This window comes from Pigmentiphaga sp. NML030171 (assembly GCF_002188635.1).
Lineage (GTDB): Bacteria > Pseudomonadota > Gammaproteobacteria > Burkholderiales > Burkholderiaceae_B > Pigmentiphaga > Pigmentiphaga daeguensis.
This window is the reverse complement of record NZ_NINX01000026.1, coordinates 43,854-59,730: the sequence shown is the minus strand read 5'-3', so window position 1 is coordinate 59,730 and position 15,877 is coordinate 43,854. Positions and strand designations below refer to the sequence as shown.

Below are 15,877 nucleotides of genomic sequence, written 5' to 3'. Positions count from 1 at the left end.
TAATTTAACTTAAAATTTTTAAACCTCAAATAATTTTCCGCATCCGGACAAGGAAAAAACATAGAAAAAATCCCTGCATCGCGTCGCCCGCGAGGCAGGGATTTCCATGACGCGGCGCCGGGACCGGCGCCCGGGCCTCGGGGTTATTGCAGCAGGCTGCGCAGCATCCAGGCGGTCTTCTCGTGGAATTCCAGGCGCTGGGTCAGCAGGTCGGCGGTCGGCTCGTCGTTGGCGGCATCGGCCACCTTGAGGATGTTGCGGGCGGTCTTGGCCACCGCCTCGTGCCCCACCACCAGTTGGCGCACCATTTCCAGTGCCTCGGGCACGTCGGCCGGCTCGCTGATCGTGGTGAGCTTGGCGAACTCGCGGTAGGTGCCCGGCGCGAAGTGCCCCAGCGCGCGGATGCGTTCGGCCACGTCGTCGATGGAGTTCCACAGGTCGGTGTACTGGGTCATGAACATGGCATGCAGGGTGTTGAACATCGGCCCCGTCACGTTCCAGTGGAAGTTGTGCGTCATCAGGTACAGCGTATAGGTATCGGCCAGCAGCTTGGACAAGCCCCCGGCCACCGCGGCGCGGTCCTTGTCCGAGATGCCGATGTCGATGCGCAGCGCACCGGCGGCCGAGCGGGCCGCACCGCCATTGCTTGCGGGTTTCTTGGCAGATGTTTTCTTCACCATTGTTGACTCCTTGTCAAAGTCGAAACCGACGTCACAGGATACTAGATTGGGATGATACGTGGCATGACAAGCGCCGCCCGGCTCAGGCCGTCTGGGCGCTGGACTCCAGCATGGTCACGCCGTTCAGCCGACAGGCATGGATCGCGGCGATCAGGGTGTCGATGGCGGCGGTGCGGGGGAAGCTCTTGCGCCACGCCAGCACCACGCGCCGATCGGGCACCGGGTCCTCGAAGGGGATGTAGCGCAGCAGGTCGCGGTCGTCGGGCTGCGACGGGATCGACGACATCGGCAGCACCGTGATCCCGATGCCCGAGGCCACCATGTGGCGGATGGTCTCCAGCGACGACCCCTCGAAGGTCCGCTGTATGCCCTCGGTGGTCGCCGAAAAGCGCGACAGCTCGGGACACACCTCCAGCACCTGGTCGCGGAAGCAATGGCCCGTGCCCAGCAGCAGCATGGTCTCGCTCTTGAGCTCCTCGGCCTTGACGTGGCTGCGGCTGGCCAATGGATGGCCCTTGGGCACGGCCACCACGAAAGGCTCGTCGTACAGCGGCTGGATGGACAGGCCGGCGTCGGGCAGCGGCAGGGCCATGATGGCGCAGTCGATCTCGCCCTGGCGCAGCAGTTCCAGCAGCCGTGCGGTGAAATACTCCTGCAGCAGCAGCGGCATCTGCGGCGCGCTCTCGATCAACCGGGGCACCAATTGCGGCAGCAGGTAGGGGCCGATGGTGTAGATGACGCCCACCCGCAGCGCGCCGGACAGCGGGTCGTGCCCCTGCTTGGCGATCTCCTTCAGGTTCGCGCTTTCTTCCAGCACTTTCTGGGCCTGGGCGACGATGCGCTCGCCGATGGGCGTCACGCCCACCTCGGTGCCGCCGCGTTCGAACAAGGTCACGCCCAGTTCGTCCTCCAGCTTGCGGATGGCCACCGAAAGCGTGGGCTGGCTGACGAAACAGGCCTCGGCGGCGCGACCGAAGTGCCGTTCCCGCGCCACCGCCACGATGTACTTCAGTTCTGTCAGGGTCATCTCTCGCCTCTTTTCAAGCCTTGAGGAAATCTTCCCGCCCGCGCATCCATCGCGCCAGATGGGCGGACACCACGTCCTGCGCACGCGCCTGCAATTCGGCCGCGGCCTCGTGCGCCTGCTCGGCGATCTCCAGGTCGGCGTCCAGGTCGGCGAACCGCATCAGCGCCAGGCCCGATTGCCGCACGCCCAGGAACTCCCCGGGCCCGCGCAGTTCGAGGTCGCGCCGCGCGATCTCGAAGCCGTCGGTGGTTTCATGCATGGTGCGCAGCCGGGCCTTGGCGACCTGCGACAGCGGCGCCTGGTACATCAGCACGCACACCGACTCGGCCGCGCCCCGCCCTACCCGGCCGCGCAACTGGTGCAGTTGCGCCAGGCCGAAGCGTTCGGCGTGCTCGATCACCATCAGCGAGGCATTGGGCACGTCCACGCCGACCTCGATCACGGTGGTGGCCACCAGCAGGTCGAGCTCGCCATCCTTGAAGGCCTGCATGACGGCCGCCTTCTCGGAAGTCGGCAGCCTGCCATGCACCAGTCCCACGCGCAGTTCGGGCAGCGCCTGCCGCAGCGTCTCGAAAGTGTCGACGGCGGTCTGCAGTTCCAGCGTCTCGCTTTCCTCGACCAGCGGGCACACCCAATACACCTGGCGACCGGACCGGGCCGCCTCGTGGATGCGCGCGACCACCTCGTCGCGGCGCGTGTCCGACAGCAGCTTGGTGATGACCGGCACCCGGCCCGGCGGCAGCTCGTCGATGACCGACACGTCCAGGTCGGCGAAGAAGGTCATCGCCAGCGTGCGGGGAATGGGCGTGGCGGACATCATCAGTTGATGGGGGAAGACCTCGTCTTCGCCGCCCTTGTTGCGCAGGGCCAGCCGCTGGCCCACGCCGAAGCGGTGCTGCTCGTCGACGATGGACAGGCCCAGCCGCGCGAACTGCACGTGCTGCTGGATCAGAGCCTGCGTGCCCACCGCCAGCGGCGCCTCGCCGCTTTCTATCAGCGCGGCCGCCTCGCGCCGCGCCTTGGGGGTCAGGCTGCCGGTCAGCCAGGCCACCTTCACGCCCAGCGGCTCCAGCCAGCCGACCAGCTTGCGGAAATGCTGTTCGGCCAGGATCTCGGTGGGCGCCATCAGCGCCGCCTGGTAGCCGTTGTCTATCGCCTGCGCGGCGGCCAGCGCCGCCACCACGGTCTTGCCGCTGCCCACGTCGCCCTGCAGCAGCCGCTGCATGGGGTGCGGCCGGGCCAGGTCGGCGGCGATCTCGTCCCGCACCCGCTGCTGGGCGCCGGTCAGCTCGAACGGCAGCGCGCGCAGCAGCCGCGCCACCAGGCCATCCGACGCGGTGGAGCGCGCCAGCGGCGGCGCCCGCTTGTCCAGCCGGGCGGCGCGCGCACGCGCCAGCGACAGTTGCTGGGCCAGGAGCTCGTCGAACTTGATGCGCAGCCAGGCCGGATGCGCGCGATCGATCAGGGGCTGCGTGGCCACGTCGGGCGGCGGCGCATGCAGCAGGCGCACGGCCTCGCCGAAAGGCATCAGGCCATACCGTTGCAGCAGCGCCTCCGGCAGCGTGTCGCGCAGATCCGCCTGCTGCAGCGCCGCGGCAACGGCCTTGCGCAGCGTGGCCTGCGGCAGCCCCTCGGTGGTGGGATAGACCGGCGTCAGGCGATCCGGCAAGGGCGTGTCGCCGTCGGCGACCGTGGTGCGCGGGTGCACCATCTCCATGCCGAAGAAACCGCCGCGCGCCTCGCCCCGGGCGCGAATGCGGCGCCCCACCGCCAGTTGCTTCTGCTGGCTGGGATAGAAATTCAGGTAGCGCAGCGCGAGTTCGCCGGTGTCGTCCTCGATCGCGGCCACCAGTTGGCGCCGCGGCCGGTAGGCGACCTCGCAGCGCGTCACCACGCCCTCGACCTGCGCCCACATGCCCGGCAGCAACCGCTTGATCGGCGTCAGCTGCGTCTCGTCCTCGTAGCGGATGGGCAGGTGCAGGACGAAGTCGTCCGCGACGCGCAGCCCGAGCTTGCGCATCTTGCGCTGCTGCGGCGTCAGTTCGCTTTCGTCCTGGACGGCGGGGCGCGCGCTCATGTACCGGCCCGGTTCAGATGACCAGGATCGCCTCGACCTCGAACTCGGCGCCCTTGGGCAAGGCGGCCACCCCCACCGTGGAGCGGGCGGGGAAAGGCTGGGGAATCAGTTGCGCCATGATGTCGTTGGCCGTGCCGAACTTGGACAGATCCGTCAGGAACAGCGTCAGCTTGACGATCTGGTCCAAGGTGCCGCCCGCCTGGCGCACCACCGCTTCCATGTTGGCGAAGGCCTGGCGCACCTGGGCCTCGAAACTGCTCGTCTCGAGCTGGCCGGTGGCGGGAATCAGGCCGATCTGGCCCGACAGGTACACGGTCCTGCCGGAAGCGGGCACGGCCACGGCCTGGGAATACGGGCCGACGGCCGCCGGCGCGGCGTCGGTATGGATGATCTGCTTGCTCATGCTTGCCTCGAGAATTGGGGGATCGCGCCCATGGACGCCTATGCATAAAGCTATCAGAAATTCGTTTGTCATAGTGCCCGCCCCGCCACGGGGTAACAATTTCCCTGTTGCTAGAATGGCCTTCAAAGCGCGATTCCTTCCAAAAGCGTACGCTGCGCGCCGCGCGATCAAGAAGCCACCCGACACCAGGCAGCAGGAACCCCTTCGTATGAAAGCAACCTCATGGCGCGAGCGTCTGCTGGGCAAGGCCCGGGACCCGCTGTCCCCGGATACCCGGCATTCCCTCGCGCTGGCGGCCTTCCTGGCCTGGGTGGGGCTGGGCGCGGACGGCCTGTCCTCGTCGTCCTACGGCCCCGAGGAAGCGTTCCGCGCCCTGGGCACCCATACCCACCTCGCGCTATTCCTGGCCATCGCCACCGCCATCACGGTATTCGTCGTCGCGCTGGCCTACAACCAGGTCATCGAGCTGTTCCCCACCGGCGGCGGCGGCTACCGGGTTTCGACCGCGCTGCTCGGCCCGACGGCCGGGCTGGTATCCGGTTCGGCGCTGATCGTGGACTACGTGCTGACCATCGCCATTTCCGTGGCCAGCGGCACCGACGCGCTGTTCTCGCTGCTGCCGGCAAGCTGGCAGACGTTCAAGCTGTGGACCGCCTGTGTGATGGTGCTCCTGCTGATCTGGCTGAACCTGCGGGGCGCCAAGGAAAGCATCAAGGTCCTCCTGCCCATCTTCGCCGGCTTCGTGGTCACGCATGCCGTCCTGATTGCCTGGGGCATCTTCGCCCACGCCGAGGGCCTGCCGCTGCTGATTCCCGACACGATCCGGGAAGTGCGCGAGTTCTCGCAGGAAGCCGGCTGGTTCTTCGTGCTGGCGGTGTTCCTGAAGGCCTATTCGCTGGGCGGCGGCACCTATACCGGGATCGAGGCGGTCTCCAACAACGTCGACCGCCTGGCCGAGCCCGTGGTCCATACCGGCAAGGCCACCATGCTGCTGATGGCCATCAGCCTGGCCTTCACCGCCGGCGGCATCATCCTGCTGTACCTGCTGTGGAACGCGACGCCGGTGGAAGGCCAGACGCTGAACGCCGTGGTGTTCGGCAACGTGCTGGGCGAGATGGGCTTCGGCGGCGGCAACCTGGTCGTGGCGCTGACCGTGGTGCTGGCCTTCGAGGCCGGCCTGTTGTTCGTGGCCGCCAACACCGGCTTCCTGGGCGGCCCCTCGGTGCTGTCCAACATGGCTTCCGACTCCTGGATGCCGCACCGTTTCCGCTACCTGTCGAACCGGCTGGTGACCGAGAACGGCATCCTGCTGATGGGCATCTCCGCCTTCGCCATCCTGCTGCTGACGGGCGGCAAGGTGTCCGTCCTGGTGGTGCTGTATTCGATCAACGTGTTCCTGACCTTCACGCTGTCGCTGGCGGGGTTGTCGCTGTTCTGGATACGCAACCGCCACAAGCCCCTGCACAAGAAGCACTGGCGGCAGCGGCTGGCACTGTCGCTGGTGGCCGTCACCATCACCAGCTCCATCCTGGTCGTGACCATCGTCGAGAAATTCTTCGAAGGCGGCTGGGCCACGCTGCTCATCACCAGCGTGCTGATCTTCATCTGCCTGGGGATACGGGCCCACTACCGGGAAACGCGGCGCCGCATCGCCGCGATCGACGACATCTTCGCCGACCAGTCCTTCGGCTCGGACTGCTCGCCGCCCGCGCTCGACCCCTACGCGCCCACGGCCGCCTTCCTGGTCGGCTCCAGCCGCGGCGGAGGCCTGCATGCGCTGCTGTGGGTGCAGCGCATGTTCCCCGACCACTTCAAGAACTTCATCTTCATCAACGCACGGACGGTGGACGCGCAGGTCTACGGCGGCCCGGAAGCGATGGAGGCGATGAAGCTGCAGGCGACGACCTCCCTGAAGTTCTTCGAGCGGTTCTGCAACAGCTACGGCATGGCCGCGACCAGCCGCCTGGGCTTCGGCACCGACGCCGTGCAGACCCTGGAAAAGCAGATCACCGAGGTCTTGCAGGAATATCCCAACACCATCGTCTTCGCCAGCAAGCTGGTGTTCAAGCGCGAGAATTTCGTCACCCGCCTGCTGCACAACCAGGCGATCAACTCGCTGCAGCGGCGCATGCACGTCAACGGCCAGCAGTTGATGGTGCTGCCCATGCTGATCGACTAGCGCCCGGGCGCGCCGGAGCGCGGTATCCTTAGGGGAACACTCCGGGAACCGCGCTCTCCATGCTTCGCTTCGAACACCTCATCCAGATCAACGATCCGCTCGTGCCCCTGCTCACGCCGCTGACGCGCGAGCAGATTTGGCGCGGGCTGTTCATCCGGGCCCACGAACCCACGGAATTCGTCATGGGACTGGAAAGCTGCACCATCGAGGCGGAAGCGGTCGGGCAGGAGCACACCGTGCTCAAGCGCGTGCTCGACTTCGGGCCCTTCCAGGTCCACGACGAGGTCACGCTGACGCCCATGCGCCAGGTCAAGGTGCTGGCCACCGCCACCGAGCTGTGGCCGCGCAGCGAAGCCACGGTCCGCATCGAGGAACCCGAGCCCGACGTGCTGTTCCTGCGCTTCATCTACGAACTGGACCTGCAGGACGGCCACAGCGAACTGGACGATACCGTGGTGGCCCTGCGCAAGCAGGCCTACATCGCAGCCGACATGGACACGGTCCAGCGCATCCGGGAACTGGCCGAGTCGGGCCGGCTCGTGCACTGACCCGGCTTACTTTTCGACGAAAGCGCGCTCGACCACGTAGTCGCCGGCATGGCCGGTATGCTCGGACGCCTTGAAGCCCAGGCCATCGAGGATGGCGGTGACGTCGGCCAGCATGTGCGGGCTGCCGCACAGCATGGCGCGGTCGTGCTCGGGATTGATGGGAGGCAGGCCGATGTCCGCCGCCAGCTTGCCGCTGGTCAGGAGATCGGTGATGCGGCCCTGGTTGCGGAACGGCTCGCGCGTGACCGTGGGGTAATAGATCAGCTTGTCGCGCACCATTTCGCCGAAATATTCGTTGCCCGGCAGTTCGCTGCCGATGTAGTCCGAATAGGCCAGTTCGCTGACCCAGCGCACGCCATGCACCAGCACCACTTTCTCGAAGCGTTCGTAGACGTCGGGATCCTTGATGATGCTCATGAACGGGGCCAGGCCCGTGCCCGTGCCGAACAGGTACAGGTTCTTGCCGGGCAGCAGGTCGTCCACCACCAGGGTGCCGACGGGCTTGCGGCTGACCAGGATGGAATCGCCTTCCTTCAGGTGCTGCAGGCGCGACGTGAGCGGGCCGTTGGGCACCTTGATGCTCAGGAACTCGAGGTGTTCCTCGTAGTTGGCGCTGGCGATGCTGTAGGCGCGCATCAGCGGCTTGCCTTCGACTTCCAGGCCGATCATGACGAAATGGCCGTTGTGGAAACGCAGCGCGGGATCGCGCGTGGTCTTGAAGCTGAAAAGCGTCTCGTTCCAGTGGTGAACGCTCGTGACGCGTTCGGTATTGAAAGCGGCCATGGCCTGTCGGATCCCATCTAGATAGTCGGGCCAGTTTACCAAACCAGGACTGGCCGTCGGACGTAAACCTTAGATTTTATGCGGATTAGCGGGCAGTAAGGCGAAATTGGCCGCATCTTATGAACATGGGTTTTAAGCATATTGCCAATGGCCCGGGTAACCCACTGTTTCCTTCAAATCATGGCCGCGACTGATCTGTATCAATCAGACTGTCGAAGATCTCCTGTGTAATGTTTCCTCCCCCCTTACCTTCCGGAGGCCTGACGATGACTGCCATGATGAAAGCCGCCGTGTTCGTTGCACCCGGGCGCATCGAGATCGCGGACAAGCCCATCCCCGACGTGGGCCCGAACGACGCCCTGGTCCGCATCACCACCACCACCATCTGCGGCACCGACATCCACATCCTGAAGGGCGAATACCCCGTCGCGCCGGGCCTGACCGTGGGCCACGAGCCGGTGGGCGTGATCGAGAAGCTCGGCAGCGCCGTGGCCGGCTACCGGGAAGGCCAGCGCGTCATCGCCGGCGCGATCTGCCCCAACTTCAATTCCTACGCCGCCCAGGACGGCGCGCCCTCGCAGGACGGCAGCTACCTGGTGCCGCAGGGCCTGTGCGGCTGCCACGGCTACAAGGCCACCGCCGGCTGGCGCTTCGGCAACCTCATCGACGGCACCCAGGCCGAATACGTGCTGGTGCCCGACGCCCAGGCCAACCTCGCCCCCATCCCGGACGGCCTGACCGACGAACAGGTGCTGATGTGCCCGGACATCATGTCCACCGGCTTCAAGGGCGCCGAGAACGCCAACATCCGCATCGGCGACGTCGTGGCCGTGTTCGCCCAGGGCCCCATCGGCCTGTGCGCCACCGCCGGCGCCCGGCTGTCGGGGGCGACGACCATCATCGCCGTCGACGGCAACCCGCACCGACTGGACATCGCCCGCAAGCTGGGGGCGGACGTCGCCCTGAACTTCCGCGAATGCGACGTGGTGGACGAGATCATGAAGCTGACCGGCGGCCGCGGCGTGGACGCCTCGATCGAGGCCCTGGGCACCCAGTCGACCTTCGCGTCCGCGCTGCGCGTGCTCAAGCCGGGCGGCACCCTGTCCAGCCTGGGCGTCTATTCCGAGGACCTGACCCTGCCGCTGTCGGCCTTCGCCGCCGGGCTGGGCGACCACAAGATCAATACCGCGCTGTGCCCGGGCGGCAAGGAACGGATGCGGCGGCTGATCAACGTGCTGGAATCCGGACGCCTGGACCTGGGGCTGCTGGTGACCCACCAGTTCAAGCTGGACGACATCGTGGCGGCCTACGAGTTGTTCGCCAACCAGCGGGACAATGTGCTGAAGGTGGCGGTCAAGCCGCAGTGAGCGGCTTATGGTTGAGCTCTTCATGGTTTTTGAAGCGAAGCGTGCGCGTAACATTTGCGCACCCGCTGGCCGGCCTGAGTATCGGCCGCCTGGAGAAGATCCCGGCCGGCCGCGACTCCAGGAAGGAACGCCTGAAGTCGATCAAGCTCGAGCAGTAACGTGGCGGAGTCCTTCGGATATCCGGAGAAACTGTTCGCGCAGCCATTGGCCGCCAGCGTCCTGGTCGCGTATGACGGGCCATTGCATGACCATGGTGAGCTTTGGCAGCTTGAGAGGATGAGGCAAGATCCGGATGGGATGGTGCTCGATAGCCTGTTCTGCCAGGCGCCGTTGGACGGTTGCTATCCACGGGGTTCCCACTATCGCGGCCGGCAGCATGCCAAACGCCGGGACGGTCGCAACAACGCGTCGCGCCAGGCCCATTTCGCGAATCGCGCGTTCATCCCCTGAATATCCGCCAGCGTCGGGATTGACGCGAACGATATGGCCGAGTTTCAGGTAATCCGCCTGGGACGGCCTGGAATCCACATGCCTATTGTCTCGCGACACGATACAGACATACTCGTCGTCGAACAGCTCGACACTGGAACATTCCTGCAGAGCCATGGGCTTGGGCACGACGACCAGGTCGATCAGGCCCAGGGTGAAGCGCCGCACGTAGTCTACCGAACGGGTTTCGAGATCGATGCGAATACTGGGCGCGCTGACTGCCAACTGGGGCAGAAGCAACGGCAAGAAAATAGGCATCACGTAGTCGGATGCCACCACCGTGAAGGTCCGGTCGCTGGCCAGCGGGTCGAAACCCGGGCGCATCTGCACCAGTTCTGTCGTGCTCGCGAGCAGGTGCCCAACACGCCTGGAGAGGTCAAGGCCGAAGGGCGTCAGGATCATGCTGCGGCCGGAGCGCTGGATGAGCGGGTCCCCGAAATGCTCTCTAAGGCGGTTTAGCGCGCCGCTCATGGCTGGTTGACTGATCGAGAGCTTTTCGGCCGCTCGCGTCACGCTTTGCGTCGACAGAAGCGCCTCCAACGCCACCAGCAAATTCAGATCGAGTTTCTGCAAATGCATGATGCGCGAAGTCTAGCAGCACTTTCCCACGTGCCGCTACGAGGAAAGTCCCAGCAGGCGCGCGGCGTTCAACCCTGCAACCAGCCCTCGTTCATCCTCTGTGAGCGCGGTGCGCTGCAGCAACTCCAGCGGCCTGGTTTCTCCCATGTCGTATGGGTAGTCGGTTCCCAGCAGGACCTGGGACGCCCCATATTTGCGCACCAGCCAATCGAGCTGGTCCGGGTCGAATACCATCGTATCGAAGTACATTCTTTTCAGATAGTGACTCGGGGCATGCTGGCAATGGGCGTGGCAGTCGGGGCGCACACGGTAGGCGTGGTCGAAACGGCCTATGTAGGAAGGAAGCAATCCTCCGCCATGGGCGACGCAGATCTTCAGGTCCGGATATTCGTCCAGCACACCGCCGTAGATAAGGTGGGCCAGGGCCACTGTGGAATCCAACGGGTTGCCGATGATGTTGTTGAGGTGGTAAGGCGCCAGACGATCGCCGTGGGTAAAACCGGTAGGGTGCAGGAAAAGAATGGCGCCCAACTCCTGCGCGGCATGGAAGAACGGATGAAACCGTGGGTCGGACAGCTCCGTGCCCGCCACATTCGTCGAGATTTCCACCCCCGCCATGCCCAGTTCGCGCACGCACCGCTTCATCTCCTCGACAGCCAGCCGAGGGGATTGCATGGGGACGGTTCCCAACGCACGCATCCGCGTGGGATGCCGTGCAGCAACCTCGGCCAGCCCATCGTTGACGGTACGGGCGATTTCGCGCCCGAGCGATTCGTCTGCCCAATAGGCGTAGTGGTTCGGCGCTGGCGATATCACTTGGATATCGATCCCCATGGCATCCATGTCCGATAGCCGACGGTCCGCGTCCAGCAACTGTATTCGACAGGCCGCCGCCATGGCCGCGCTAGCCTGGCGTGTTTCCAGGGTCTGGAAGCGCTGGGTCGTATCCGGCGTGGGCGGCAAATGGGGGCGGGCCAGGGCCTCGGCGGCTGGGACCAGCATGTGGCAATGCATGTCGACAACGATCTTGTAGGGCCAGTGTGCATGAGCGGTCATTGGATGGGCGCTCCCTGATACCGGTCAATGGCTGGCTCGATGCGGCCGCTGCAGTCACCGAACCCTATGCTGGCATATCCATCGCGGGTGGCGCGGGCCTTCAGTGTCAGGCTGTCGCCGTCTTCCAGGAAGGTGCGCGGCACGCAATCCACCAGCAGCGAGGGGCGTTGAGGGCTGATCGCATCCAGAAAAGTGCCGAAACTGCCTTGATCGGGACCGGTTACCGTGCCCGTGCCAAACAGATCGCCCGGACTGAGATTGCAACCGTTCGAGGCCTGGTGCGTGACCATCTGGGCGGGCGTCCAGAAGAGATGCCCGGTCGACGAGCGCGAGATCAGCCGAGGTTCCTCCAAGGGCGGCGCGGTCAGCCAGACTTCCAGCTGCAACTGGGGCATGCCTTCCAAGACGTCGAGCGGATGGTGCAAATAGGACAGAGGCACAGGGTCTTCCGGCCGGCGCTTGAATGCCGATCCACGGAATGGCGCGAGCGCTTCGGGGGAAATCACCCACGGTGAAATCGTGGTGCAGAAGCTCTTCCCCAGGAATGGACCGAGGCGGGACGATTCCCACGACTGGATATCTCGGGCCGACCAATCGTTCACGATGCAGTAGCCGGCGATATAGTCAGGAGCTTCGTCGATGACCACGGGTGATCCAAGCTCATTGGCGCGTCCGATCCAGATACCGATTTCCAGTTCGAAGTCAAGCTTGCGCGTGGGTTGAAATACCGGGACGCCCGACTCGTCGGAGAGGTACTGCCCCCAAGGCCGGCGAACCGGCGTGCCGGAAGGAACCACTGACGAGGCCCTGGCGTGGTATGCGATGGGAAGGTGCCGGTAGTTGGGCAACAGCGGATCGGGCTGGCCCCGGCGGCGGCCGCCGTTGGCCGCATGGTGTATGCCGGCGTTGAAGTCGGTGAAATCGCCGATCTCGCACGGCAGCAGCAACCGGCAGTCTTGCATGTCGTGCAGGAAAACGCTGGCGCTCTTGCGCGCCGTGTCAGACCGGCTCGTGCCTATCGAGAACAGGTCGGATAAGGCTCGCCGAAGCGCCTGGCGATGCCCGGCGGAAAGCGCAATCAGCGCATTGCCGGCGTCGTGGCAAATACGCTGCGCGGCCGCTTGCGCATCTCCTTCCAGTAGGCCTGTCGCCAGCAAGCTGCCGAGATCGATTACCGAGTCGCCCAGGGCGACCCCCGCTCTTGCCTTGAGATCGCCCCCCAGCAGGAAGCGTCCCAGCGGCAGGTTCTGGACAGGAAAGTCAGGGTGTCCGTTGGCCGATTCGATCCAGCTCTGGCGATCGCCGTCGTGCGATTCGTCAATGGGGGGAAGGTACATGATGGTTGTCGTATCCTCGTCCGAGGTCAAAAGCGATGTGTCACGCCCACGCCGACAACCGTCTGGCGGCTGCTGGAAGATGGGCCTTCGAGATAGAGCGCCGCGCGTGGAGCGGCGGCGCCTCCGGCCCATTGCGAGACCACGCGCACATAGACGTCAGTGCGCTTGCTGAGAAAGTAATCGAGGATGCCATAGGCGGTCGTCCAGCGTGCGTCCCCCAGGCGGGAGTAGTTCACGCCCACCGAGGGGCGAAGACCTTCTCCCTGAGGAACGGCCGAGATGCCCGCCGACAGCGTGTTGATGCGTTCAGAACCGGTGCCAGCGCTGAGCTTGGTCGTGGTGTACTGGCCAAGAACCCGCCACCTGGCGAAGTCGTAATAAGCGCCTAGGCCGGCTATCGTGTCATTGGTGACGATGGTGCTGGTGGTAGCGGGAAAGGCAAGCCCGAAAAGATTCGCCAGGCCCACGTCGTTCGCAGGCCTGTGGGTGACGCCATCGAGCTTGAGCCAGGCCGCCGTGACGCGCAGCCGCCCTTGCTGGTAGGTCGCGCTTGCCCCCAGGCCCTTGCCGGAATTCGTAGCCGAGGTGCCGTCCTCTTTGAATATGTACATCAGCGAGCCGGTCAGGCCACCGAATGTCGGCGTCCGGTACTTGATGGAGTTGTTCACGAATACGCCTGCGCTGCGGTCCCAATTGCCGGTATGCACGGCCGTGATCGAATTGAACCGAGGCGGATCGACGCCCACCAGGTCGATGATCGTGTCGTACTGGCGCCCTAGCGTGAGCCCGCCCCACTGCCGGCTTTCCAAGCCGACGATGCTCTGGCGCCACATGGTACTGGTACCGGTGTCGACGGCGACCGAAGCCTCCAGCCGGTACGTCGCATTCAGTCCGCCCCCCAAGTCCTCGCTTCCCCGCAGGCCGAAATAACTCGGTTCATGCCGGGTTTCGGCCCGGGAGATCGAACTGCCGTTGACGTTGTTGTTGCGGTACACGCCGATATCGAGCACGCCGTATAGGGTCACGCTGCTCTGGGCATGAACGGGTTCTGACGAGAGGCACAAAGCACCCCATGCGGCAACAAGCAAGAGTCTAGTTCTGCTCAAGTTATCTCCTCCATTTATTGATTTGTAGTAGCCACGCAAGAGCAAGCAGCAAGCATAGGCACGCGCTGCGCGGCTGGAAAATCATTTAGGAGGATGGAACGCATAAGCGCCGCGGATAGCGATGCGGCAAGGTCGCGGATCATTCGCAGCGCCTATGGCTTGGATCCGCAAAAACGATTTCCCGGCCGCCCCCTAGCGTCGCTAATCTAACGATCCGGGTTCATGGCGAGGCGTATATGCCGGGGGTTGTCCCTGCTCTCCCGGAGGAGACTAAATTGAAAAATCACGACAAGGCAGCCGCTCCGGTTGCCAAAAGAAGGGCATTGTGTTCTTTCCTGTTTGCCATGGGCGCCGGCGGGGCCATGCCCGCGAAGGCGCAATCGCCGGGATTCCCCGCCAAATACATCACGGCAATCATTCCGTTCGGCCCCGGGTCCGCAGCCGATCAGCATATGCGGTTGCTGGCCGAAGGCATGTCGCAGGTGCTGAAGGTACCGATCATCATCGATCCCCGGCCGGGCGGAAACGGGGCGCTTGCCTACAACGCTTTTCGCAACGGACCGGCCGACGGCTCCTGCATCATGCTGACCACTTCCACGACGCAGGTCGCCAATCCCATACTCCTGGCCCAGCTGCCCTTCGATCCCATCCGAGACCTGAAACCGGTCGCCGGCGTCTCCAAGCTGTATCAGGTCATGGTCGTCAAGCCGGATTTCCCTGCAAAATCGGTCAGCGAGTTCATCGCTCTGGCAAAGGAGAAGCCGGGCAAGCTCACGTTTGGCAGCGGAACCTCGGTATCCCGGCTTGGCGGGGAACTGTTTGGCGTGCTCGCGGGCGTAAAGATGCTCAATGTCCCCTACAAGTCCACACCCAATGCCATGACGGAACTCGTGGGCGGTTTCGTTGACGTGATGTTCTGCGACCTGCCTGTTGCCACGCCCATGATTCGTTCGGGGCAGGTACGCGCGTTGGCCGTGGGGTCGGCGCGGCGATTGTCGGCACTGCCTGAGGTCCCCACGCTGCAGGAAGCGGGCGTGCCCGACTACGAGTTTTCGGCCTGGTCTGCCTTGTACGTGCCGCCAGGAACCCCGGACGAAGCAGTGGCCCGTCTGCACGATGCCATCACGCAAGCAAACAGGACCAAAGCTGCGGACAGGTTCAGGGATGCCGCGTCGCTCGACCGTTTCGATGTCAGCCCCGCGGAGCTCGCGCGGTTTCAGAAAGACGATCTGGCTCGGTGGAAGCGAATCGCTGCCAAGCTGGGCATCACACCCGCGTAAAACATCTTGAGGTTCTTGAAAACATCATGGCTATAGTCGGAATTCGTCGTGTTACCTATGGGGTGCACGACTTCGCCGCCAGCACCCGGTTCTATCTTGATTTTGGCCTCGTAGCCGATGGCGATGATGAAAGTCGTTGCGATTTCACCTTGCCGGACCTGTCCGTCGTTTCGCTGCGCAAGGCAGACGATCCCGAGTTGCCCGCGGCGTTTGAAGCCGGGCCCGGCGTCAGGCAGCTTACCTGGGCAGTGGATACGATGCAGGCGCTGGAGACTTTCGAGAAGTCGCTGTCTACCGACCGCGAGGTCAAACGTATTTCCGGGCAGGCGATATCTTTCGTGGACGATGCCGGCCTGCCTACCATTCTGGAGGTATTCACGCCCAGGCCGGTGACCTCTCCTGCGGATCCGCTCAATGCGCCGGGCCGCATCGAGCGTTGGAATCAGAACCGGCGCTGGTATGCCGAGGCCAAGCCCAAGATGATGCAGCATATCGTGTTCGCCCATCCCGATGTGCGGCGGGCCGCCGCTTTCTATGTCAACCGGCTCGGATTCCGCATCAGCGATATCCAGGATGGAGGCGGGTTCTTTCTTCGCGCGGATGGCAGGAATGAACACCACAACATCTTCTGGCAGCCGGGCAAGTCGCTGTCGTTCCGACATATTGCGTTCGGGGTCGAGAGTATCGACGAGATCATGGCGGGCGCTACCAACATGAATAGAAATGGCTGGCATAGCGCGCTCGGGCTGGGGCGCCATCGCATTTCCTCGACTTTCTTCTACTACATCCTCAATCCTGCAGGAGGGGATGCCGAGTATTCCTCTGACACGGACTACCTCGACGACACCTGGGTTCCACGCGTGTGGGGTCGCAAGTTCGGCCATATATGGTGGGTATCCAGGCCCCGGGACGAGGCGCCGGCGGAAGAGGTCCGCTTGACGCGTCCCGAGGAGCGCGTCCTGTGAG

The 15,877-nt window shown here is 64.4% G+C and carries 14 protein-coding genes; 5 read left to right on the top strand and 9 right to left on the bottom strand.

All coding sequences use genetic code 11. The annotated features are described in order from the left end of the window. Nucleotides 1-143: 143 nt before the first annotated feature. The 4 genes from CDO46_RS08985 to CDO46_RS08970 all read right to left on the bottom strand — a co-directional run bounded on the left by CDO46_RS08985 (nt 144) and on the right by CDO46_RS08970 (nt 4,187). On the bottom strand, nt 144-680 hold the full coding sequence (locus CDO46_RS08985) for a Dps family protein (RefSeq protein WP_087838212.1): 537 nt from the start codon (nt 678-680) through the stop codon (nt 144-146). Nucleotides 681-762: 82 nt separating this feature from the next. After that, a complete protein-coding gene (locus CDO46_RS08980; protein ID WP_087838211.1) occupies nt 763-1,707 on the bottom strand; it encodes a LysR substrate-binding domain-containing protein in 945 nt (314 codons plus the stop codon). Between the two features lie 13 nt (nt 1,708-1,720). Continuing rightward, entirely contained in the window at nt 1,721-3,727 is a 2,007-nt protein-coding gene (gene recG, locus CDO46_RS08975; protein WP_338619142.1) for an ATP-dependent DNA helicase RecG, read from the bottom strand. A 70-nt stretch (nt 3,728-3,797) separates the two neighbouring features. After that, nucleotides 3,798-4,187, bottom strand: coding sequence for a Rid family detoxifying hydrolase (locus CDO46_RS08970; RefSeq protein ID WP_087838210.1), 390 nt, complete (start codon nt 4,185-4,187; stop codon nt 3,798-3,800). 208 nt (nt 4,188-4,395) lie between these two features. Between CDO46_RS08970 and CDO46_RS08965 the strand changes: the two genes are divergently transcribed. Further along, nucleotides 4,396-6,366, top strand: coding sequence for an APC family permease (locus tag CDO46_RS08965; protein WP_087838209.1), 1,971 nt, complete (start codon nt 4,396-4,398; stop codon nt 6,364-6,366). 59 nt (nt 6,367-6,425) lie between these two features. Further along, nucleotides 6,426-6,914 (top strand): SRPBCC family protein, encoded by a 489-nt coding sequence (locus tag CDO46_RS08960; RefSeq protein ID WP_087838208.1) that lies wholly within the window; start codon nt 6,426-6,428, stop codon nt 6,912-6,914. A 6-nt stretch (nt 6,915-6,920) separates the two neighbouring features. Here the strand turns inward: CDO46_RS08960 and CDO46_RS08955 are convergent, their stop codons facing one another. After that, nucleotides 6,921-7,697, bottom strand: coding sequence for a ferredoxin--NADP reductase (locus CDO46_RS08955; protein WP_087838207.1), 777 nt, complete (start codon nt 7,695-7,697; stop codon nt 6,921-6,923). Nucleotides 7,698-7,963: 266 nt separating this feature from the next. Between CDO46_RS08955 and CDO46_RS08950 the strand changes: the two genes are divergently transcribed. Next, a complete protein-coding gene (locus CDO46_RS08950) occupies nt 7,964-9,064 on the top strand; it encodes an NAD(P)-dependent alcohol dehydrogenase (protein ID WP_087838206.1) in 1,101 nt (366 codons plus the stop codon). Nucleotides 9,065-9,205: 141 nt separating this feature from the next. Here CDO46_RS08950 and CDO46_RS08945 read toward each other — a convergent pair whose 3' ends face one another. Genes CDO46_RS08945 through CDO46_RS08930 form a run of 4 tightly spaced genes read right to left on the bottom strand, consistent with a single transcriptional unit; the run spans nt 9,206 to nt 13,631 of the window. Further along, on the bottom strand, nt 9,206-10,132 hold the full coding sequence (locus CDO46_RS08945; RefSeq protein WP_087838205.1) for a LysR family transcriptional regulator: 927 nt from the start codon (nt 10,130-10,132) through the stop codon (nt 9,206-9,208). 36 nt (nt 10,133-10,168) lie between these two features. Continuing rightward, the gene (locus CDO46_RS08940) at nt 10,169-11,188 is read right to left on the bottom strand and encodes an amidohydrolase family protein (RefSeq protein ID WP_087838204.1); all 1,020 of its coding nucleotides are present in this window, start codon (nt 11,186-11,188) and stop codon (nt 10,169-10,171) included. Next, complete coding sequence (fahA, locus tag CDO46_RS08935) at nt 11,185-12,525, bottom strand: fumarylacetoacetase (RefSeq protein ID WP_087838203.1); 1,341 nt, start codon at nt 12,523-12,525, stop codon at nt 11,185-11,187. The genes CDO46_RS08940 and fahA overlap by 4 nt, the downstream gene beginning before the upstream one ends. A gap of 26 nt (nt 12,526-12,551) precedes the next feature. Further along, entirely contained in the window at nt 12,552-13,631 is a 1,080-nt protein-coding gene (locus CDO46_RS08930) for a porin (RefSeq protein ID WP_165963277.1), read from the bottom strand. 275 nt (nt 13,632-13,906) lie between these two features. Here CDO46_RS08930 and CDO46_RS08925 point away from each other — a divergent pair, with 275 nt between their 5' ends. Continuing rightward, nucleotides 13,907-14,911: a tripartite tricarboxylate transporter substrate binding protein gene (locus CDO46_RS08925; protein ID WP_165963276.1), complete on the top strand. Its 1,005-nt coding sequence runs from the start codon at nt 13,907-13,909 to the stop codon at nt 14,909-14,911. 26 nt (nt 14,912-14,937) lie between these two features. Then, nucleotides 14,938-15,876: a VOC family protein gene (locus CDO46_RS08920; protein WP_087838200.1), complete on the top strand. Its 939-nt coding sequence runs from the start codon at nt 14,938-14,940 to the stop codon at nt 15,874-15,876. Nucleotide 15,877 lies beyond the last annotated feature (1 nt).